A 21191-nucleotide genomic window follows, 5' to 3' on the forward strand; every position below is an offset into this window, starting at 1 on the left:
TCCTGTTTATTCATACAGTTTTGGCGCCGGGGAAACTTCTCGGCGCCGTTACTCTATCCGTCAACAGGAACCTGGAGTGCCTTTCTTGAGCCAGGAATACACAGAAGATAAAGAAGTTACCCTGAAAAAACTCAGCAGTGGGCGACGTTTGCTCGAGGCTGTGTTGATCGTGGTGGCAATTTTTGCCGTTTACCTTATGGCTGCATTGGTCAGTTTCAATCCTTCCGATCCTAGTTGGTCGCAAACTGCCTGGCATGAGCCTATCCACAATCTGGGCGGCGGGGTAGGCGCATGGTTGGCCGACACGTTGTTCTTCACCTTTGGGGTCCTTGCCTATGCGATCCCACCGATTATGCTGGTGTTGTGCCTGTCTGGTTACCGTCGGCGCGATAACGGCGATTACGTCGATTTCTTTGGGCTCTCGTTACGTTTGATCGGCACATTGGCGCTGGTGCTCACCTCGTGTGGCCTGGCGGCGTTGAACGTTGACGATCTCTATTACTTCGCTTCCGGCGGGGTGATTGGCAGCCTGCTAAGCAATGCCATGTTGCCGTGGTTTAACGGCATTGGCGCCACTTTGGCGCTGCTCGGCATTTGGGCAGTGGGGCTGACGCTGTTCACCGGTTGGTCATGGCTGGTGATTGCGGAAAAAATTGGTGGTGTCGTGCTGGGCGCCGCTACCTTTATGACTAACCGTTCACGCCGTGAAGACCGCTATCACGACGATGACGATGTCGTGTTCGACGATCGCGAAGAAAGCGGCCAACCTGTGGCACCTGCTGCCATGGCAGTAGATGAGGAAGACGCGTTGTTCTCTGCCTCTTCCGTGACCGAAACCGCCGAAGAAGCAGCGCAAGATGCCGCAGATCCTTTATTAAGTGGGTTGCGTGCCAGCGATGATGACCTCCCGCTTGCCGAGCCAGCGCCGGTCGTTACTGATATCCCGGTAATGCCGAAAGCGGCCGTTCAGGCTCCGGTCACCGTAGCCCCGACAGCGCCTGCTTCCATCAATCAGCATCCATTAACCCCTGCGCAGCCACAAGACACGCCGCCGCTGTATTCGTTTGAACTGCCTGAAGAGACACCGGCACCGAGAACGACGCGCGTAACGGAGCCTTATCTTGAGGAACATGAGCCGCGCCTGGGTGACTGGCAGACCCCCGTTACGCCAAAACCAGAGCCGTCACCGTTTGATTTCTCTGCGGCTCAGCGGGATAGCGACGATGTTATTGGCTCAACGGGTTTCAGCGCCAGAGAGGTAGTGAAGCCAGCGGCGGTTGCCACAGCAACCGCTGGCGCGGTGAACAACACCTTCATGCCTGCGTTTACAGCCACCAGTGATGCGAGCTCGCAGATCAAGCAGGGCATCGGCCCGGAACTGCCACGGCCAAATCCGGTGCGTATTCCAACCCGGCGTGAGCTGGCCTCCTACGGCATCAAGCTGCCTTCGCAGCGGATCGCGGAGCAGGAGCAGCGCAACCGTGGGGATGAACCTCAGCCAGAACCGTTCAGCAACCCGCAGGAAGAAGATGAAGTCCTGCAAGAAGCTGCATTGCGTCAAGCCTTTGCCGAACAGCAAAGCCAGCGCTATGGCGAAGAGTATTCGCAAGAACAACAAGATGACGAAGATGCGCAGCGTGAGGCCGAACTCGGTCAGGCATTTGCTGCGCAGCAACAGGCACGCTATGGCGTAGAAGAGCCGCAGCCTGAACCAGAACCGGCTCCGGTGACTCGCCCGGTGGATACCCGCCAGGCCTACAGTTTCTCACCGATGGCAGATCTGGTGGATGACGGCCCAACCGAGCCGCTGTTTACCTTGTCGCCACAGCTTGAGGATAGCATCGAGCTGGAAAGCGAGTTGGAAGATGATGTGCCGTTCGGGCAGTTTGAGCCTGAGGTGCCCGCTTATCAGGCGCCGCGTCCGCAAACTAACCCTGCGCCTGGTTACCAGCCGCAACAGACTTATCAGCCACCCGTTCAGCAGCAACCGCCAGCACCAGCGATGGACAGCCTGATCCATCCATTCCTGATGCGTAATGATATGCCGCTGCAGAAACCGACTACGCCACTGCCAACGCTGGATCTATTGACCGAGGCCCCGAAAGAGGTCGAACCGGTCGATACCTTTGCGCTGGAACAGAAAGCGCGGCTGGTGGAAGCCAGCCTGGCGGATTACCGCGTCAAGGCCGACGTGGTCGATATTCTGCCTGGTCCGGTCATTACCCGCTTCGAACTGGATTTGGCTCCTGGCGTCAAGGCCGCGCGTATCTCCAACCTGTCGCGCGATCTGGCCCGCTCATTGTCAACTTCCGCCGTGCGTGTGGTGGAAGTGATCCCGGGTAAGCCATACGTCGGCCTGGAACTGCCGAACGTCAAACGGCAAACCGTGTATCTGCGCGAAGTGCTGGATTGCCCAGCCTTCCGCGACAACCCATCGCCTCTGGCGATCGTATTGGGTAAAGATATCGCGGGTCAGCCAGTGGTCGCCGATCTGGGTAAAATGCCGCATCTGCTGGTGGCCGGTACCACCGGTTCCGGTAAGTCGGTTGGGGTCAACGCCATGATCCTCAGTATCCTGTATAAGGCCACGCCGAAAGAAGTGCGCTTTATCATGATCGACCCGAAAATGCTGGAACTGTCGGTCTACGAAGGCATCCCACACCTGCTGACCGATGTGGTTACCGACATGAAAGACGCCGCCAATGCATTGCGTTGGTGCGTGGCCGAGATGGAGCGCCGCTATAAGCTGATGTCTGCCCTGGGGGTTCGTAACCTGGCAGGCTACAACGAGCGGGTCGATCAGGCCGAGGCGATGGGGCGACCAATCCCGGATCCGTTCTGGAAGCCAAGCGACAGCATGGATATCACGCCGCCGGTGTTGGAAAAAGAGCCGTACATCGTGGTGATGGTGGATGAATTTGCCGATCTGATCATGACGGTGGGCAAAAAGGTTGAAGAGCTGATCGCTCGTCTGGCACAGAAAGCGCGTGCTGCGGGGATCCACCTGGTGCTGGCAACCCAGCGTCCTTCGGTGGATGTGATCACCGGTTTGATCAAGGCCAACATCCCGACGCGTATCGCCTTTACCGTATCGAGCAAGATCGACTCCCGCACCATTCTCGATCAGGGCGGAGCGGAATCCTTGCTGGGGATGGGTGACATGCTGTATCTGGCACCGAACTCTTCAATACCGGTGCGTGTGCACGGGGCGTTTGTCCGCGATCAGGAAGTTCATGCCGTGGTCAAAGACTGGAAAGCGCGTGAGCGGCCGCAGTATAAAGAGGGTATTCTCAGCGCCGGTGAAGACGGTGAGGGTGGCGCAGGCGGTGGTCTGGACGGTGACGAAGAGCTGGATCTGCTGTTCGATCAGGCGGTCGAGTTTGTGGTGGATAAACGCCGCGCCTCGATTTCCGGTGTACAGCGTCAGTTCCGCATCGGCTACAACCGCGCCGCGCGTATCATCGAACAGATGGAAGCGCAGGGCATTGTCAGCGAGCAGGGGCATAACGGTAACCGTGAGGTGCTTGCCCCGCCACGGCATGATTGATTGCCATCAGGCGCTGTAACCATCATAAAAGGGCCGCTTTGCGGCCCTTGTGCAAAGAAGCGTAAACCCCTGCTTTATCGGAATCGTGCTCTGGCTGTCGGCCGAGCGCTTCGGGTAGAGTGGAGGTGTTCAGGGTTATATTGACCCAGCTTGCGGTAAACGCATTTCATAAGGTAGCTGAAATAATGAAAAAACTGTTGATGGCCTGTTGTCTGCTTTCGGGATTCGCGTCTACTTCCGTGTTGGCGGATGCTGCGCAAGATTTGCAAAGTCGTCTGGCGAAAGTAAACAGTTTCCATGCCAGCTTCTCCCAATCTGTCACCAGTAGTGACGGCGCTGCTGTGCAGCAAGGGGAAGGCGAATTATGGGTAAAACGCCCCAATCTGTTTAACTGGCACATGACCTCGCCGGATGAGAGCGTGCTGGTTTCGGACGGCGAGACCCTGTGGTTCTACAACCCGTTCGTCGAGCAGGTGACGGCCACCTGGCTGAAGAACGCCACTGGCAATACGCCCTTTATGCTGATCACCCGTAACGATGCTAACGACTGGAAAAAATACAACGTGAAGCAGAAGGGCGATGATTTCGAACTGACGCCAAAGGCCAGCAGCGGTAATCTGAAGCAGTTTGCCATCACCGTGACCAATAGCGGCACCATCAAGAGCTTTGCTGCGGTTGAGCAAGATGGCCAGCGCAGCGCTTATCAGTTGAAGAGCCAGCAGAGCAGCAGCGTTGATGCTGCCAAATTCAAATTTACCCCACCGAAGGGGGTGACGCTGGACGACCAGCGCCAGTGAGGTCTACGTGAGCAACATGTCACTCGATTTTTCCCACAATGAGTTCCAGCCACTGGCCGCGCGTATGCGGCCAACCACGTTGGCACAATACATTGGCCAGCAGCATTTGCTGGCCCCGGGCAAGCCGTTGCCACGCGCCATCGAGGCTGGGCAGTTGCACTCTATGATCCTGTGGGGGCCGCCGGGAACCGGGAAAACGACGCTGGCAGAGTTGATTGGCCGCTATGGCCGGGCCGATGTTGAGCGCATCTCAGCGGTAACCTCCGGCATCAAGGAGATCCGCGAAGCTATCGAGCGCGCCCGGCAAAACCGCGATGCAGGCCGCCGCACCATCCTGTTTGTTGACGAAGTCCACCGCTTCAATAAAAGCCAGCAGGATGCCTTCCTGCCACATATCGAAGACGGCACCATTACCTTCATCGGCGCCACCACGGAAAACCCCTCCTTTGAGCTGAACTCGGCGTTGCTGTCCCGCGCGCGGGTCTATCTGCTCAAAGCGCTGACGGCGGACGACATCGGCCAAGTGCTGGATCAGGCCATGGAAGACAAGGCACGAGGTTTTGGCGATCAAAACATCGAGCTGCCGCCGGAAACCAAGCGCATGCTGTCGGAACTGGTGGGTGGCGATGCCCGCCGCGCCTTGAACAGCCTGGAGATGATGGCCGATATGGCGGAAATCGACGGCAAAGGCATGCGGGTATTAACCCCGGAACTGCTCAAAGAGGTCTCCGGTGAACGCAGCGCACGCTTCGATAACAAAGGCGATCGCTATTACGATCTGATTTCAGCGCTGCATAAATCCGTGCGTGGCTCGGCACCGGATGCCGCCTTGTACTGGTATGCACGTATTATTACTGCTGGTGGCGATCCTCTATATGTGGCGCGCCGCCTGTTGGCCATTGCCTCTGAAGACGTTGGCAACGCCGATCCACGCGGAATGCAGGTGGCCATTGCCGCCTGGGATTGCTTCACCCGCGTTGGCCCCGCGGAAGGGGAACGCGCCATCGCACAGGCGATCGTTTATCTGGCCTGTGCGCCAAAAAGCAACGCCGTCTATACCGCTTTTAAAGCCGCCATGCGTGATGCCAAAGAGATGGCGGACTATGACGTGCCGGAGCATCTGCGTAACGCACCGACCAAGCTGATGAAAGAAATGGGGCTGGGCGCAGAATACCGCTATGCCCATGACGAACCCAACGCCTACGCGGCCGGAGAGAGCTATTTCCCGGCGGAAATGGCCACCACGCGCTACTATCATCCAACCTCGCGCGGGCTGGAAGGCAAAATCGGTGAAAAGTTGGCATGGCTGGCTGAGCAGGATCAAAATAGCCAGACAAAACGCTACCGCTAGCGTTGCCGTTGCGGTAAGGTTAGCGGGTATCACACTTCTTTTATGCGGCTATACCGTTGCGGCATAAAACACAATTTCTCTTTCAATAACAACAAGCACAGGATTAGCATGCTCGATCCCAATCTGCTGCGTAATGAGCTAGACGCAGTCGCCGTAAAACTGGCTCGCAGAGGCTTTAAACTCGATCTGGATCTGCTGCGTTCGCAAGAAGAGCGCCGTAAGGTTCTGCAGGTAGAAACTGAAACACTGCAGGCAGAACGTAACTCCCGATCGAAATCCATCGGCGCGGCCAAAGCGCGCGGTGAAGATATCGAGCCACTGCGTCGCGAAGTGAACGAACTGGGTGACAAGCTGGATGCTGCCAAGGCCGCACTGGATAAGCTGCAGAACGAGATCCGTGATTACGCGTTGGTGATGCCGAACGTGCCGGACGATGCGGTGCCGGATGGCAAAGACGATAGCGAAAACCTGGAAATCTGCCGCTGGGGCGAACCGCGTCAGTACGATTTCCCGGTACGCGATCACGTTGAGCTGGGCGAAATGGCCGGTGGGCTGGACTTTGCCGCAGCGGTGAAACTGACCGGTGCGCGCTTTGTGGTAATGAAAGGTCAAATGGCTCGTATGCACCGTGCGTTGGCCCAGTTCATGCTGGATCTGCACACGCAACAACACGGCTATCTGGAAACCTACGTGCCCTATCTGGTGAACCATGCCACGCTGTACGGGACTGGCCAGTTGCCGAAGTTTGGTGAAGATCTGTTCCATACCAAACCGCTGGAAGAGGAATCAGAAAGCAGCAACTATGCGCTGATCCCAACTGCGGAAGTGCCAGTCACCAACCTGGTGCGTGACGAGATCCTCGATGAAGAAGATCTGCCACTGAAGATGACCGCGCATACACCATGCTTCCGTTCAGAAGCCGGTTCTTACGGGCGTGACACCCGTGGCCTGATCCGTATGCACCAGTTCGACAAGGTCGAAATGGTCCAGATCGTGCGCCCAGAAGACTCGATGAATGCGCTGGAAGAGTTGACCGGCCATGCGGAGAAAGTGCTGCAGCTGCTGAACCTGCCATATCGTAAAGTGCTGCTGTGCACCGGTGATATCGGTTTTGGTTCCTGTAAAACCTACGATCTGGAAGTGTGGCTGCCTGCGCAGAACACCTATCGCGAGATCTCTTCCTGCTCCAATATGGGAGATTTCCAGGCTCGTCGTATGCAGGCTCGTTGCCGCAGCAAGACCGAGAAGAAGCCACGCCTGGTGCACACGCTGAACGGCTCTGGTTTGGCCGTAGGCCGTACTCTGGTTGCCGTGCTGGAAAACTACCAGCAGGCAGATGGCCGTATTCAGGTGCCAGAAGCATTGCGCCCTTACATGGGCGGCCTGGAATATATCGGTTAACCCACCTCACGGTGTTAACGAAATAGTGTATCGAAAGCGCCTACGGGCGCTTTTTTTGTATGAATGTTTTTTATTTACGAATGAAAGCACCATTTATTGATAGCAGACAAAGTTTCTTACCTCCTTGTGAGTAATATCCTTACCTATGGAGGGGGAATTATTTTTCCACATCAAACCACCCAGCACTAATTCAGCTTCCTCCTGTCTCTGCCGACCAAGGCATGACTTTTCCCGTTGTTCGGGCAAGACCTGGAGTGAGCTATGTCGAAGCAAAAATCTGCAACATCATCCAACGGTATCAGCCGCCGTACGCTAATGAAATCCGGCACGGTAGCGGGTTTGACCCTGGCTGCTGGCGGTTTTTCGTTGCCTTTTAGCCGTCATGCCGTGGCAGAAACGGTCGGCACCGCGGTACAACCCGTGCCGCAGGATAAAGTGGTGTGGGGAGCTTGCTCGGTTAACTGTGGCAGTCGATGCGCCTTGCGGCTGCACGTGCGCGATGATGAAGTTTACTGGGTGGAAACCGACAACACGGGCGACGATGTTTACGGCAACCACCAGGTGCGTGCCTGTCTGCGTGGCCGCTCCATGCGGCGGCGCATGAACCATCCGGAACGACTGAATTACCCGATGAAACGCGTCGGCAAACGTGGCGAAGGCAAATTCAAACGCATCAGTTGGGAAGAGGCTTACAGCGAAATTGCCGCCAACCTGCAACGTATCGTCGCCAAATACGGCAATGAAGCGGTTTACATCAACTACACCTCCGGCATTGTCGGCGGCAATATTACCCGTTCTTCACCCTATGCCTCGCTGGTCGCCCGCCTGATGAACTGTTACGGCGGTTTTCTCAGCCACTATGGCACCTACAGTACCGCCCAGATCGCCTGCGCCATGCCTTATACCTACGGCAGCAATGAAGGTAACAGCACCTCTGATATCGAAAACAGTAAGCTGGTGGTGCTGTTCGGCAACAATCCGGCGGAAACCCGCATGAGTGGCGGTGGTATCACCTACTTTCTGGAGCAGGCACGGGAACGTTCAAACGCGCGCATGATCGTCATCGATCCGCGTTATACGGATACGGCTGCTGGGCGAGAAGATGAGTGGATCCCGATCCGGCCTGGTACAGATGCTGCACTGGTCGCCGGATTGGCGCATGTGTTGATCAGCGAGGATTTGGTCGACCAACCGTTCCTGGATAATTACTGCGTGGGTTACGATGAAAAAACCTTACCCGCCGGTGCACCTGCCAACGGTCATTACAAGGCCTATATTCTGGGGCAGGGCGAGGACGGTGTTGAGAAAACTCCCCAGTGGGCATCGCAAATCACCGGCATTCCGGCCGAGCGCATCATCAAGCTGGCACGTGAGATTGGCAGTGCCAAACCGGCCTATATCTCTCAAGGTTGGGGGCCACAGCGCCAGGCAAATGGTGAGCTCACCTCGCGGGCCATTGCCATGCTACCTATCCTGACCGGCAACGTAGGGATTAACGGCGGTAACAGCGGTGCGCGTGAATCAACCTATACCATCACCATAGAGCGGATGCCGGTGCTGGAAAACCCGGTAAAAACGCAGATTTCCTGCTTCAGTTGGACCGATGCCATCGCCCGTGGCCCGGAAATGACCGCCAAACGTGATGGGGTACGCGGCAAAGACAAGTTGGACGTGCCGATCAAGTTCATCTGGAACTATGCCGGTAACACCATTACCAACCAGCACTCCGATATCAACAAAACCCACGACATTCTGCAGGATGACTCCCAGTGTGAAATGATCGTGGTGCTGGAAAACTTTATGACCTCTTCGGCGAAATACGCCGATATTCTGCTGCCGGATCTGATGACGGTCGAGCAGGAGGACATCATCCCGAACGATTATGCCGGCAATATGGGCTACCTGATTTTTATCCAGCCGGCCACTTCTGCCAAGTTTGAGCGTAAACCTATCTATGAAGTGATGAGCGAGGTGGCGCGTCGCCTTGGGCCTGAGGTACACCAAAAATTTACCGAAGGGCGCACCCAGGAGCAGTGGCTGCAATACCTGTACGCCAAAATGCTGGCGAAGGACCCGCAGCTACCTTCCTATGAAGCCTTGCGCAGCATGGGGATTTACAAGCGTAAAGACCCGAATGGGCACTTTGTGGCCTATAAAAAATTCCGTGACGATCCCGTAGCTAACCCGTTGAAAACGCCTTCAGGCAAGATCGAGATCTATTCTGCCAAGTTGGCAGAGATCGCCAACAGTTGGGAGCTGGAGAAGGACGAGACCATCAGCCCGCTGCCGGTCTACGCCTCAACCTTTGAAGGTTGGGATGATCCGTTGCGTAACACCTACCCGCTGCAAATGTTCGGTTTCCACTATAAGGCCCGGACCCACTCCAGCTACGGCAATATCGATGTGCTGCAGGCGGCTTGCCCGCAGGAAGTCTGGATCAACCCGCTGGATGCCAGCCAGCGCGGCATTGCCAGCGGTGAAACGGTGCGGGTATTCAATGGCCGTGGCGAAGTTCGCGTGGCCGCCAAGGTGACACCGCGCATCATGCCAGGCGTGGTAGCTATGGGGCAAGGAGCCTGGCATCAGGCCAACATGAACGGCGATCGTATCGATCACGGTGCCTGCATGAATACGCTCACCACCCACCGGCCATCGCCGCTGGCGAAAGGTAACCCGCAGCATACCAATCTGATCGAGATCGAAAAGGTATGAAATAATAATCATTATCAACAATGGCAGTGATATCAACTATTTATTGATTGTGAACAAGGTGGAACTACCTATTTAGGAGGATAGTTCCACCTAGAGCAGGTCAAAATAAAAAAACCATTACCTGCCATTTTAAAACCGATCTGCGTAGTTGATTGCAGATTTTCCTGTAGCCATACCCCTGGCTGATTGAAGCAACCCAGAGCGAAATATTATGAGCGAGTCCCCCAAAAAACCTTTAACCGGCTTTCAGTGTTCCAGACGAAAGCTGGTTAAAAATAGTGCCATTGGCGGGCTTGCCCTTGCCGTTGGTGGCGTTTCCCTGCCTTTCAGCCGTCGTGCCAACGCTGAAACCTCTCCGACATCCGCCCTTGCCAAACCCGAAGAAAAAGTGGTGTGGAGTGCTTGTACGGTAAACTGCGGTAGCCGTTGTCCCCTGCGGATGCATGTGGTCGACGGTATGATCAAATATGTCGAAACGGATAATACTGGCAACGATGAGTACCAAGAGTTGCATCAGGTTCGTGCCTGCCTGCGTGGGCGCTCAATGCGCCGCCGCGTGTATAACCCGGACCGCCTGAAGTACCCCATGCTCCGCGTGGGCAAGCGGGGCGAAGGAAAATTCAAGCAGATAAGCTGGGATGAAGCCTACACGCTGATCGCTGACAACATGAAGCGCATCATCAAAGACTATGGCAATGAAGCCATCTATTTGAACTACGGCACCGGCACCTGGGGGGCACAATAACCCGCTCTTGGCCACCGGGCTCTACGTTGATCGCGCGCCTGATGAACTGCTGCGGCGGCTATCTGAACCACTATGGTGACTACAGCACCGCGCAGATCGCCATGGGGCTGAATTATACCTATGGCGGTTGGGCGGACGGTAACAGCCCGACGGACATCGAAAACAGCAAGCTGGTGGTGCTGTTCGGCAATAACCCAGGCGAAACCCGCATGAGCGGCGGTGGGGTCACCTACCTGCTGGAGCAGGCGCGTGAGCGTTCGAATGCGCGCATGATTGTGATCGATCCGCGCTACACCGATACCGCTGCCGGTAGGGAAGACGAGTGGATCCCGATTCGCCCTGGCACCGATGCGGCACTGGTTGCCGGGTTGGCGCATGTGTTAATCAGCGAGAACTTGGTCGATCAGCCGTTCCTGGATAAATACTGGGTGGGTTACGACGAAAAAACCTTACCTGCGGGGGCTCCAGCTAATGGGCACTATAAGGCCTATATCCTGGGCCAAGGTGAAGACGGCATTGAGAAAACGCCTGTCTGGGCCTCAAAAATTACCGGTATCCCGGCCGATCGCATCGTCAAACTGGCGCGCGAAATTGGCAGTACCAAACCGGCGTTCATTTCCCAAGGTTGGGGGCCGCAACGCCATGCCAACGGTGAATTGACCTCACGCGCCATCGCCATGTTGCCGATCCTCACCGGTAACGTCGGGATCCATGGCGGTAACACGGGGGCGCGCGAAGGCTCCTACGGCCTGCCGTTTGTTCGGATGCCGACCTTGGAGAATCCGGTTAAAACCAGCATCTCCATGTTTATGTGGACCGATGCCATTCTGCGTGGGCCGGAAATGACCGCCAAGCGTGACGGCGTGCAGGGCAAGGACAAGTTGGACGTGCCGATCAAGTTTATCTGGAACTATGCCAGTAACTGTCTGATCAACCAGCACTCAGAAATCAACCGTACCCATGACATTCTGCAAGACGAGAAGAAGTGCGAGATGATCGTGGTAATCGATAACCACATGACCTCGTCGGCGAAATATGCCGATCTGGTGCTGCCAGATTGCACCGCCTCTGAGCAGATGGACTTTTGCCTGGATGCCTCAAGCGGCAATATGGGCTACGTCATCTTCGCCGATCAGGCGATCAAGCCGCAGTTTGAATGTAAGAACATTTATGAAATGACCAGCGAGATCGCCCGGCGTATGGGGGTTGAGCAGGCCTTCACCGAGGGGCGGACTCAGGAAGAGTGGCTGCGTCACCTTTATCAGCAATCCCGCGAAGCCATTCCGGCGCTACCGGAGTTTGAACAGTTCCTCAAGCAAGGGATCTTCAAGCAGCGCGATCCCGATGGTCACCATGTGGCTTACAAAGCATTCCGGGCCGATCCGCAGGCTAATCCACTGAAAATACCTTCAGGCAAGATCGAGATCTATTCTGCCCAATTGGCAGAGCTGGCAGCGACTTGGGAATTATCCAAGGACGACGTTATCGATCCGCTGCCGGTGTATGCGGCCGGTTTCGAAAGCCTCGAGGATCCGTTAAGCGGCAAGTATCCATTGCAGATGACCGGTTTCCACTACAAGGCCAGAACCCACTCTACCTATGGCAACGTCGACGTGCTGAAGGCCGCTTGCCGCCAGGAGATGTGGATCAACCCGATTGATGCGCAATCCCGCGGCATAGCCAACGGAGACCTGATCCGTATTTACAACGATCGGGGTGAGGTACGTATTAATGCCAAGGTGACGCCGCGCATGTTGCCGGGCGTGGTAGCAATGGGCGAAGGAGCATGGTATGCGCCAGATGGTAGCCGTATCGATCATGCTGGCAGTATCAACGTCTTGACCACCCAGCGGCCGTCGCCGCTGGCCAAGGGCAATCCTTCTCACACCAATCTGGTCCAGGTCGCCAAACTTTAAGGAGTAGCTGATGACTACGCAATATGGATTCTACATTGATTCAAGTCGTTGCACCGGCTGCAAAACCTGCGAGCTGGCCTGCAAAGACTATAAAAACCTGACCCCGGACGTCAGCTTCCGCCGCATCTACGAGTATGCCGGGGGCGACTGGCAGCAGGACGGCGATAGCTGGCACCAGAACGTGTTTGCCTATTACTTGTCGATCGCCTGTAACCACTGCGAAGACCCGGCCTGTACCAAAGTGTGCCCAAGTGGCGCCATGCACAAGCGGGAAGACGGCTTTGTGGTGGTGAACGAAGAGATATGTATCGGTTGCCGCTACTGCCATATGGCTTGCCCATACGGCGCACCGCAGTACAACGAAGCGAAAGGCCACATGACCAAGTGCGATGGCTGCTACGAGCGCGTCGCCGTTGGCCAAAAGCCGATTTGTGTCGAGTCCTGCCCGCTGCGTGCCCTGGACTTTGGCCCGATCGACGAACTGCGTAAACAACATGGCACCCTGGCGCAAGTGGCACCGTTACCGGCCGCGCATTTCACCAAACCGTGCATCGTACTGAAACCTAACGCCAACAGCCGCCCGAGTGGTGACACTACCGGCCATCTGGCTAATCCGAAGGAGGTTTAAAATGGGAACGGGATGGCATGAATGGCCGCTGATGGTGTTCACCGTATTAGGGCAGTTTGTGGTGGGCGGCGTCATCGTAATGGGGCTGGCGTTGATCGCCGGTAATCTGACCGATCGCCAGAGCAAGGCGGTACACGGTTCTATGTTTTTCCTGTGGTTGCTGATGGGGATCGCCTTTATCGCCTCCGTGATGCACCTGGGGACGCCGATCAGGGCCTTTAACTCGCTCAATCGCATCGGTGAGTCGGCGTTGAGTAATGAAATCGCCAGCGGTTCGGTATTCTTTGCGGTTGGTGGCCTCTATTGGCTGCTGGCCGTGTTGAAAAAAATGCCGCCGGCGCTGGGTAAAGCCTGGCTGGTGCTTACCATGGTGCTAGGCCTGCTGTTTGTCTACGCCATGACGCGTGTCTACCAGATTGATACCGTACCGACTTGGCACAACGGTTACACCACGCTGAACTTCTTCCTGTCGGTGTTTATCGGCGGGCCGCTGTTGGGCGTGTTGCTGCTGCGGGCCGCCGGTCTGCAAGTGGCTGGTCGTGGTCAATTGATGATGATCAGCGTGCTGGCGCTGCTGCTTAGCCTGTGCTCGGCGCTGTTGCAGGGCAGTGAGTTGGCGACCATCAGCAGCTCGGTACAGCAGGCGTCGGCGCTGATCCCGGAATACGGTCAACTGATGGTATGGCGGCTGGTATTGCTGGTTCTCGGCCTGGGGTGCTGGATTTGCCCGCAGTTGCGCCGTGGTAACGCCAGTGTCATGGGGTTGATCTTGGGCTTTGTGTTAGTCTTTGCCGGTGAGTTGATTGGCCGTGGCGTGTTCTACGGCCTGCATATGACCGTTGGCATGGCCGTGGCTGGCTAACGTTAATCTGGGCGCGGCCTGGCTGCGCCCCTGGAGAAGCCCCAAGTTATGATGCTTGAAAAAATTGCCCTGACTGGCCGTGTGCTAGGTGTTTTATTGTATGCCCCACCGGAGAGCAAAGAGTGCCAGCCTTTACTGGACTCCCTGGCCGACCCGCAGTGGTTGACTGAATGGCCTTATGAAGGCGCTCAAGAGGCAGCAGCCCTGATTGCGGAAGGTTTGACTGGAAACCAGCCAGAGACGCTGTCAGAAGCTTATCAACGCCTGTTTGTTGGCCCACATACGCTGGTTGCTCCGCCTTGGGGCTCGGTCTATCTGGATAGAGAGAGCGTGCTGTTTGGTGATTCGACGCTGCGCCTGCGCCAATGGCTGCGGGTGAACGGTATCGAAGCCCAGCGCGACCAGAATGAGCCGGAAGACCATATTGGCACTTTGCTGATGATGGCGGCCTGGTTGGCCGAAGAGAAGCAGCACAAAATGATTTCCGGGCTGATTGCGCTGCACATTCTTCCTTGGGCTCCGCGTTATCTGGAGCTGCTGCAGCAACATGCCGGACATCCGTTCTATCAAGGTGTGGCTCAGCTGGCACAAATCACGCTGGCAGCCTGGGCGGAAGAGTGCCCGTCACCGGTGCCGAGCCTGGAGCTGTATTTCTAATGAACAACGACCAGCAGTTATCTGCGCAAGGCAATAGCCGCCGCCGGTTGCTGACTGGTTGGCTGGATCGTAGTAAAGCCTTGCCGGAGCAGGAAGTCCCCTCTGTGACATTGCCTGCGGTGGCTCGTCCACCTCAGGCTTTGCCGGAGGCGTTGTTCAGCGCGTTGTGCAACGGCTGTGGCGGTTGCGTGAGCAGTTGCCCGTACGGTTTATTGAACCTCGAGCAAGGCAAGCCGGTATTGAGCATCGATTTCACCGAGTGTGATGTCTGCCGCAAATGCACCGCCGCCTGTCAAACCGGGGCGCTGCGTGACAAAATGCCCTGCGACACGCTGCTGCGCCCGCAAATCAGCCATAGCTGCCTGGGGCGGCAAGACAGCTGCCGGATGTGTACCATCAACTGCCCGCAACAGGCATTATCCTTCCAGCTTTCTGAAAACGGTGCCCGCCAATTGCAGTGTGACGATACGCTGTGTAATGGCTGCGGGCTCTGCAAGCTATCCTGCTTTCACGGGCATATTTCCCTGGCAGCTTCGGGTGAAAAATCGTTGCCGGAACAGCTATAAAGCCAGTTTTAACCCGTTGTTAAACATATTGTGCGATCGCCCGTTAACCGCCGATTGACTTTTTTATCGCCAGTGGCATGATGCGCGCACTCTACTCTGTCTGTTCGGTTTCAATTTCACTATGTCCGCATATTCTCGCCCAGTGCTTATGTTGCTCTGCGGCCTATTGCTGCTTACGGTTTCCATCGCCGTTTTGAACACTTTGGTTCCCCTCTGGTTAACCCATGCTCAATTGCCAACCTGGCAAGTGGGAGTGGTCAGTTCGTCTTACTTTACCGGGAACCTGATGGGAACGCTGGTGGCGGGCAAACTGATCAAGCGGATTGGCTTTACCCGCAGCTATCATCTTGCCTGTCTGGTCTTTGCCTTCGCTACCGTGGGTATGGTGCTGTCGCTGGACTTCTGGAGCTGGATCGGCTGGCGCTTCTTTGCCGGGGTAGGGTGTGCCTGGATTTGGGTGATCGTTGAAAGCGCGCTGTTGCGCAGCGGTAATTTGAGTAACCGTGGCCAACTGTTGGCGGCGTATATGATAGTTTACTACCTCGGTACGGTTGCGGGGCAGTTGCTGCTAAGCAGTGTTTCAACCGAGCTGCTGGATGTGGTGCCGTGGGTGACCGCCGTTGTGATGGCCGCTATGTTGCCGATGCTGTTTGCGCGGGTTAATAACCAAGATGATGAGCCACAGCAGGCCTCAATCTGGCAGATGTTTAAACGTCGTGACGCCCGGTTGGGCATCAACGGCTGTATTATCTCGGGGATCGTGCTGGGTTCGCTGTACGGCCTGATGCCGCTGTATTTAAACCATCAGGGGATGAGTGATGCCAACGTGGGTTACTGGATGGCGCTGCTGGTCAGTTCCGGCATCGTGGGTCAGTGGCCTGTAGGGCGTTTGGCCGATCGCTATGGCCGCCTGTTGGTGCTGCGCATTCAGGTGTTCGTGGTGATCCTTGCCAGCATCGCGATGCTGGGTAACTATGCAATGGCTCCGGCGCTGTTTATTCTGGGCTGTGCTGGTTTTACCTTATACCCGGTGGCGATGTCCTGGGCCTGCGAAAAGGTGCTGCCGCATCAGTTGGTGGCGATGAACCAGACATTGTTGATGAGCTATACCGTCGGCAGCTTGCTAGGGCCCGCGATGACGTCGATGCTGATGCAGAGCTACTCTGATCGGCTGCTGTTTGTGATGATTGCGGTAGTGGCTTTGGTTTATCTGGTTATGCTGCTGAAGAAGCCCGACCATCACCACACCCCGCTGGCTGCGGCCTGAAAGACAAAACCCGGCAGATGCGCCGGGTTTTTTGTTTCGAGCAGGGGGAGGCTTAATAGATCACTTTGTGACCATAGCCTTCGAGGATCCCTTTCACGCGATCCATGGTGTCGGCCTTAGGCGGATGAACGCCGTCCAACTTGTACTCTTCACCCATCGCGATCCATTTGTGCTTGCCCAGTTCGTGGTAAGGCAACAGCTCGATCTTCTCGATATTGGTCATATCCTTGGTGAACTCACCGAGCAGATGCGTCGATTTATCATCATCAGACCAGCCTGGCACCACCACGTAGCGGATCCAGGTGCGTTGATTACGTTTGGCCAGATAACGAGCAAACTCCAGCGTACGATGGTTGGAAACTCCCACCAGGTTCTGGTGAATATCATCATTCATCTGTTTCAGATCGAGCATCACCAGATCGGTGGTATCCAGCAGCTCATCAATCACCGGGTCATAACGGCGGACAAAACCGTTGGTGTCCAGACAGGTGCTGATCCCTTCCTTGTGACAGGCGCGGAACCAGTCGCGAACAAATTCGGCCTGCAGGATCGCTTCGCCGCCGGACGCCGTTACGCCGCCGCCGGAAGCGTTCATAAAGTGACGGTAGGCCACGGTATCAGTCATCAGCTCTTCAACCGTGACCTCCTTGCCGCCGTGGGTGTCCCAGGTATCGCGGTTATGGCAGTACAGGCAGCGCATCAGGCAACCCTGGAAGAACACGATAAAGCGGATACCAGGGCCATCAACGGTGCCACAGGATTCGAAAGAGTGGATGCGGCCTTTCAAGGACATTGCGGGTTTCTCCAAAATCGACTGTCAAACGCAGTCTACAATAGGCTGGTAACCGCCAGGCAGGGATCAACGATGTGGCGAAAAAAGGCGCCAGGTAAAACGATTCCTGTTGGCCGGTTACGTACCGGTTCACTGTTTTGCCAGATATCCATGCAGTATATACCCATCACAGGCTAATCAGCAGCGTAGATACCTGGCAAAACAGACTCAAGACCAGAGTCAGGGGGGACTTAGTAAAAAGGCCGGAATATCCGGCCTTGGTAACACTTGTTCAGTGGGGCAGAGTGATCCGCCCCGGAGAAACCGCGATTAGATCGACTGGGTGAAAGTACGAGTAATCACGTCTTGTTGCTGTTCTTTAGTCAACGAGTTGAAGCGCACTGCGTAACCCGATACGCGGATGGTCAGCTGAGGATATTTCTCAGGGTTTTCCATCGCGTCCAGCAGCATTTCACGGTTCATCACGTTCACGTTCAGGTGCTGACCGCCTTCGATGGACGCTTCGTGGTGGAAGTAACCATCCATCAGACCCGCCAGGTTGGCTTTACGCACGTCGTCATCTTTACCCAACGCGTTAGGCACGATGGAGAAGGTGTAAGAGATACCATCTTTCGCATAGGCAAACGGCAGTTTGGCTACGGAGGTCAGAGAGGCTACAGCACCTTTCTGATCGCGGCCGTGCATTGGGTTGGCACCTGGACCAAATGGAGCGCCAGCACGACGGCCATCTGGGGTGTTACCGGTTTTCTTACCATAAACCACGTTAGAGGTGATGGTCAGCACGGACTGAGTTGGTACCGCATTACGGTAGGTACGCAGTTTCTGAATTTTCTTCATGAAACGTTCTACCAGGTCGCAAGCGATGTCATCTACGCGAGAATCGTTGTTACCGAACTGCGGGTATTCACCTTCGATTTTGAAGTCGACAGCCAGGCCGTCTTCATCACGGATGGTGGATACTTTGGCGTACTTGATGGCAGACAGGGAGTCGGCTGCTACGGACAGACCCGCGATACCACAAGCCATGGTGCGATAAACATCACGGTCATGCAGAGCCATCAGCGCAGCTTCATAGCTGTACTTGTCGTGCATGTAGTGAATGATGTTCAACGAGGTCACATACTGCTTGGCCAGCCAGTCCATGAAGTGGTCCATACGTTCCATGACTTTGTCATAGTCCAGTACGGTGTCCATCATTGGGGCTTCTTTCGGGCCAACCTGCATTTTCAGTTTTTCATCAACGCCGCCGTTGATTGCGTACAACATGGTTTTCGCCAGGTTGGCACGCGCACCGAAGAACTGCATTTGCTTACCGACAATCATCGGGCTGACGCAACAGGCGATGGCATAGTCATCGTTGTTGAAGTCTGGGCGCATCAGGTCGTCGTTTTCATACTGTACGGAGGAGGTGTCGATAGACACTTTCGCGGCGTATTTTTTGAAGTTCAACGGCAGTTTTTCAGACCACAGGATGGTCATGTTTGGCTCTGGAGATGGCCCCATGGTGTACAGCGTGTTCAGGAAGCGGAAGCTGTTTTTGGTTACCAGCGTACGACCATCAACACCCATACCGGCCAGGGATTCTGTTGCCCAGATTGGGTCACCAGAGAACAGCTCATCATATTCAGGAGTACGCAGGAAGCGAACCATACGCAGTTTCATGACCAGGTGGTCGATCAGTTCCTGCGCTTGCAGTTCGGTCAGTTTACCGGCCTTGATATCGCGCTCAATGAACACGTCCAGGAAGGTAGATACGCGGCCGAAGGACATGGCTGCACCGTTCTGGGATTTCACCGCGGCCAGGTAGCCGAAGTAGGTCCACTGCACGGCTTCTTGAGCGGTGCTGGCTGGGCCGGAAATGTCGTAGCCGTATTTGGCGGCCATTTCTTTAATCTGCCCCAGGGCGCGGTGCTGTTCAGCAATTTCTTCGCGCAGCTGGATGGTCATTTCCAGATCTTCGCCATTTTCCAGACGAGTCTGCAGAGACTTGAACTGGTTCAGCTTGTCGGCCATCAGGAAGTCGATACCGTACAAAGCAACGCGACGGTAGTCACCGATGATACGGCCACGGCCATACGCATCTGGCAGACCGGTCAACACGCCAGATTTACGGCAGTTCAGGATGTCTTTGGTGTAAACATCGAATACGCCCTGGTTGTGGGTTTTACGGTATTCGGTGAACACTTTCTTCACTTGTGGATCCAGTTCACGGCCATAAACCTTGCATGAACCTTCAACCATCTTGATGCCGCCGAATGGGATCAGCGCGCGCTTCAGAGGAGCATCAGTCTGCAAACCAACGATGGTCTCCAGATCTTTGTTGATATAGCCCGCATCATGAGAAGTCACGGTGGAGACGACGTTGGTATCGAAATCAACTGGCGCATGGGTGCGGTTTTCCAGTTTGATCCCTTCCATAACCTTGTCCCACAGAGTGGTAGTGGCTTGACTTGCACCAGCCAGGAAGGATTCATCACCCTCGTAAGGAGTGTAGTTTTTCTGGATGAAGTCACGTACGTTGACTTCTTTCTGCCAGTCACCTTCGCTGAAACCTTGCCAAGCGGTCGCTAACTTCTCGTTAAGTTCGGTCATTATACACCTACCTTCTAATGTGGATTTCTTTGTAAACCCGGCGCCGTGCCAGCCAACAGATTAGTGATTCTGTTTGCCGCCACGCAGATAAATTACCCAGTAAGTCAACCCAACCAGTAGACCACCGCCAATGATGTTACCGATGGTGACGGGGATCAGGTTGTCGATGATAAAGTTGCTTACGGTCAGATGAGCGAATTGCTCGGGTGCTGCCCCCACGGCTTGCCAAAACTCTGGCGTGGCAAAGTGCTTAACCACTATACCCATAGGGATCATAAACATGTTGGCGATACTGTGCTCAAAGCCGCTGGCAACGAACATGGCTACCGGCAGGATCATGGCGAACATCTTGTCCATCAGGCTGCGGCCGGAGTAGCTCATCCAGACGGCCAGGCAAACCATCAGGTTAGCCAGAATGCCCAGACAGACGGCTTCGATAAAGGTGTGGTGCAGTTTATGGTCGGCGGTTTGCAATACGTTCAAACCCCACAGGCCATTGGCCGCCATATACTCGCCTGAGAACCAGATCAGAGCAACGAAGAACAGGGCACCAATCAGGTTGCCAATATAGACGTTTAACCAGTTAAGAGCCAATTGCCCCCAGGTAATACGCCCGCTGGCTTTGGCAATCACGGTCAGTACGGTGGAGGTAAACAGGTCCGCCCCGCAGACGACGACCAGCATTAACCCCATGGAAAAGCAGATACCACCCACCAGCTTGGCGAGGCCGAAAGGAATGGCGGCGGTGCCGGTGGTCGCTGTGATATAAAAAACAAAGGCGATAGAAATGAACACACCTGCGGTGATCGCTAAATAAAAAGTCGTCAGCGGATGCTTGGTGGCTTTATACACCCCCGCATCCTCGGCAACTTTCGCCATCGCGGCAGGTAACAGCATATCGAAGGGGTTGTCAGCTCTCACACTAACTCTCGCTCTTAAGGGTTATTACAACACACTGAGATACTAGCAAAGCAGTATAGGGTAAAAATTGACTTGGATCATAACGCGCGGAAGTAAAACGGCTTAAAACCGCAAATTTAGTAGGGTTTATTGAGTTATATTATTGATTTTAATGTAAAAAATATTTTTTAATGTTTACAAAAAATTTTGAAGTTAACGGCGTTTTGGACTGGGAAGGGTTAAATTTTTGTACTTATTGTCGCTTTTTGATGAATAAGCATTAATTGACGGTTAATTAATATTTCACGCTGACGTAACAATTGGCGATGTAATTATCCTGTTGGCTGATAAGTGCGCTTTTGATAAAAACATTCAACGTCAGGGTTTGCCTGTTTTTTGATCGGCAATCGGGTCAAGGCTGCTTCTTTGGGAGTAACGCCGGTAAGGTTCTACCGGC

General features: G+C 55.1%; 13 protein-coding genes and 1 pseudogene. 11 read left to right on the forward strand and 3 right to left on the reverse strand.

The genetic code is table 11. The annotated features are described in order from the left end of the window. Positions 1-85: 85 nt before the first annotated feature. The 11 genes and pseudogenes from ACMV5H_RS09715 to ACMV5H_RS09765 all read left to right on the forward strand — a co-directional run bounded on the left by ACMV5H_RS09715 (position 86) and on the right by ACMV5H_RS09765 (position 16449). On the forward strand, positions 86-3547 hold the full coding sequence (locus tag ACMV5H_RS09715; protein ID WP_414821751.1) for a DNA translocase FtsK 4TM domain-containing protein: 3462 nt from the start codon (positions 86-88) through the stop codon (positions 3545-3547). A 185-nt stretch (positions 3548-3732) separates the two neighbouring features. Beyond that, a complete protein-coding gene (gene lolA, locus ACMV5H_RS09720) occupies positions 3733-4344 on the forward strand; it encodes an outer membrane lipoprotein chaperone LolA (RefSeq protein WP_024529867.1) in 612 nt (203 codons plus the stop codon). Positions 4345-4351: 7 nt separating this feature from the next. Next, entirely contained in the window at positions 4352-5695 is a 1344-nt protein-coding gene (locus ACMV5H_RS09725) for a replication-associated recombination protein A (protein WP_037375016.1), read from the forward strand. A gap of 108 nt (positions 5696-5803) precedes the next feature. Continuing rightward, positions 5804-7096: a serine--tRNA ligase gene (gene serS / locus ACMV5H_RS09730; RefSeq protein WP_115159637.1), complete on the forward strand. Its 1293-nt coding sequence runs from the start codon at positions 5804-5806 to the stop codon at positions 7094-7096. A gap of 261 nt (positions 7097-7357) precedes the next feature. Continuing rightward, complete coding sequence (gene ynfE / locus ACMV5H_RS09735; protein WP_115159638.1) at positions 7358-9808, forward strand: selenate/tellurate reductase subunit YnfE; 2451 nt, start codon at positions 7358-7360, stop codon at positions 9806-9808. Between the two features lie 211 nt (positions 9809-10019). Further along, positions 10020-12469, forward strand: a pseudogene (gene dmsA / locus ACMV5H_RS09740) (dimethylsulfoxide reductase subunit A). A 10-nt stretch (positions 12470-12479) separates the two neighbouring features. After that, positions 12480-13097 carry a DMSO/selenate family reductase complex B subunit gene (locus tag ACMV5H_RS09745; RefSeq protein WP_021804936.1) on the forward strand — a complete coding sequence of 206 codons (618 nt, stop codon included), beginning with the start codon at positions 12480-12482 and terminating at the stop codon, positions 13095-13097. A 1-nt stretch (position 13098) separates the two neighbouring features. Further along, complete coding sequence (locus ACMV5H_RS09750) at positions 13099-13959, forward strand: DmsC/YnfH family molybdoenzyme membrane anchor subunit (RefSeq protein WP_094982381.1); 861 nt, start codon at positions 13099-13101, stop codon at positions 13957-13959. A gap of 48 nt (positions 13960-14007) precedes the next feature. Beyond that, positions 14008-14616, forward strand: a complete 609-nt coding sequence (gene dmsD / locus ACMV5H_RS09755; protein ID WP_021804934.1) for a Tat proofreading chaperone DmsD — start codon at positions 14008-14010, stop codon at positions 14614-14616. Further along, positions 14616-15182 carry a ferredoxin-type protein NapF gene (napF, locus tag ACMV5H_RS09760; RefSeq protein WP_021804933.1) on the forward strand — a complete coding sequence of 189 codons (567 nt, stop codon included), beginning with the start codon at positions 14616-14618 and terminating at the stop codon, positions 15180-15182. Before dmsD ends, napF begins: the two co-directional genes overlap by 1 nt. A gap of 121 nt (positions 15183-15303) precedes the next feature. Further along, a complete protein-coding gene (locus ACMV5H_RS09765; protein ID WP_414821752.1) occupies positions 15304-16449 on the forward strand; it encodes an MFS transporter in 1146 nt (381 codons plus the stop codon). Positions 16450-16501: 52 nt separating this feature from the next. Here ACMV5H_RS09765 and pflA read toward each other — a convergent pair whose 3' ends face one another. From pflA to focA, 3 genes are all read right to left on the reverse strand, one after another. Next, positions 16502-17242, reverse strand: coding sequence for a pyruvate formate lyase 1-activating protein (gene pflA, locus ACMV5H_RS09770; protein ID WP_059200390.1), 741 nt, complete (start codon positions 17240-17242; stop codon positions 16502-16504). 309 nt (positions 17243-17551) lie between these two features. Beyond that, positions 17552-19834, reverse strand: coding sequence for a formate C-acetyltransferase (gene pflB / locus ACMV5H_RS09775; protein WP_021804926.1), 2283 nt, complete (start codon positions 19832-19834; stop codon positions 17552-17554). 60 nt (positions 19835-19894) lie between these two features. Beyond that, positions 19895-20755, reverse strand: coding sequence for a formate transporter FocA (focA, locus tag ACMV5H_RS09780; protein WP_024484609.1), 861 nt, complete (start codon positions 20753-20755; stop codon positions 19895-19897). Between the last annotated feature and the right edge of the window lie 436 nt (positions 20756-21191).

It is taken from the genome of Serratia sp. N21D137 (assembly GCF_047530005.1).
In the GTDB taxonomy this organism is placed as follows: Bacteria; Pseudomonadota; Gammaproteobacteria; order Enterobacterales; family Enterobacteriaceae; genus Chania; species Chania fonticola_B.

Coding starts and splice junctions, on each gene's coding strand:
- lolA (WP_024529867.1), top strand. CDS start 3,733: ATGAAAAAACTGTTGATGGCCTGTTGTCTGCTTTCGGGATTCGCGTCT.
- serS (WP_115159637.1), top strand. CDS start 5,804: ATGCTCGATCCCAATCTGCTGCGTAATGAGCTAGACGCAGTCGCCGTA.
- ynfE (WP_115159638.1), top strand. CDS start 7,358: ATGTCGAAGCAAAAATCTGCAACATCATCCAACGGTATCAGCCGCCGT.
- ACMV5H_RS09745 (WP_021804936.1), top strand. CDS start 12,480: ATGACTACGCAATATGGATTCTACATTGATTCAAGTCGTTGCACCGGC.
- ACMV5H_RS09750 (WP_094982381.1), top strand. CDS start 13,099: ATGGGAACGGGATGGCATGAATGGCCGCTGATGGTGTTCACCGTATTA.
- dmsD (WP_021804934.1), top strand. CDS start 14,008: ATGATGCTTGAAAAAATTGCCCTGACTGGCCGTGTGCTAGGTGTTTTA.
- napF (WP_021804933.1), top strand. CDS start 14,616: ATGAACAACGACCAGCAGTTATCTGCGCAAGGCAATAGCCGCCGCCGG.
- ACMV5H_RS09765 (WP_414821752.1), top strand. CDS start 15,304: ATGTCCGCATATTCTCGCCCAGTGCTTATGTTGCTCTGCGGCCTATTG.
- pflA (WP_059200390.1), bottom strand. CDS start 17,242: ATGTCCTTGAAAGGCCGCATCCACTCTTTCGAATCCTGTGGCACCGTT.
- pflB (WP_021804926.1), bottom strand. CDS start 19,834: ATGACCGAACTTAACGAGAAGTTAGCGACCGCTTGGCAAGGTTTCAGC.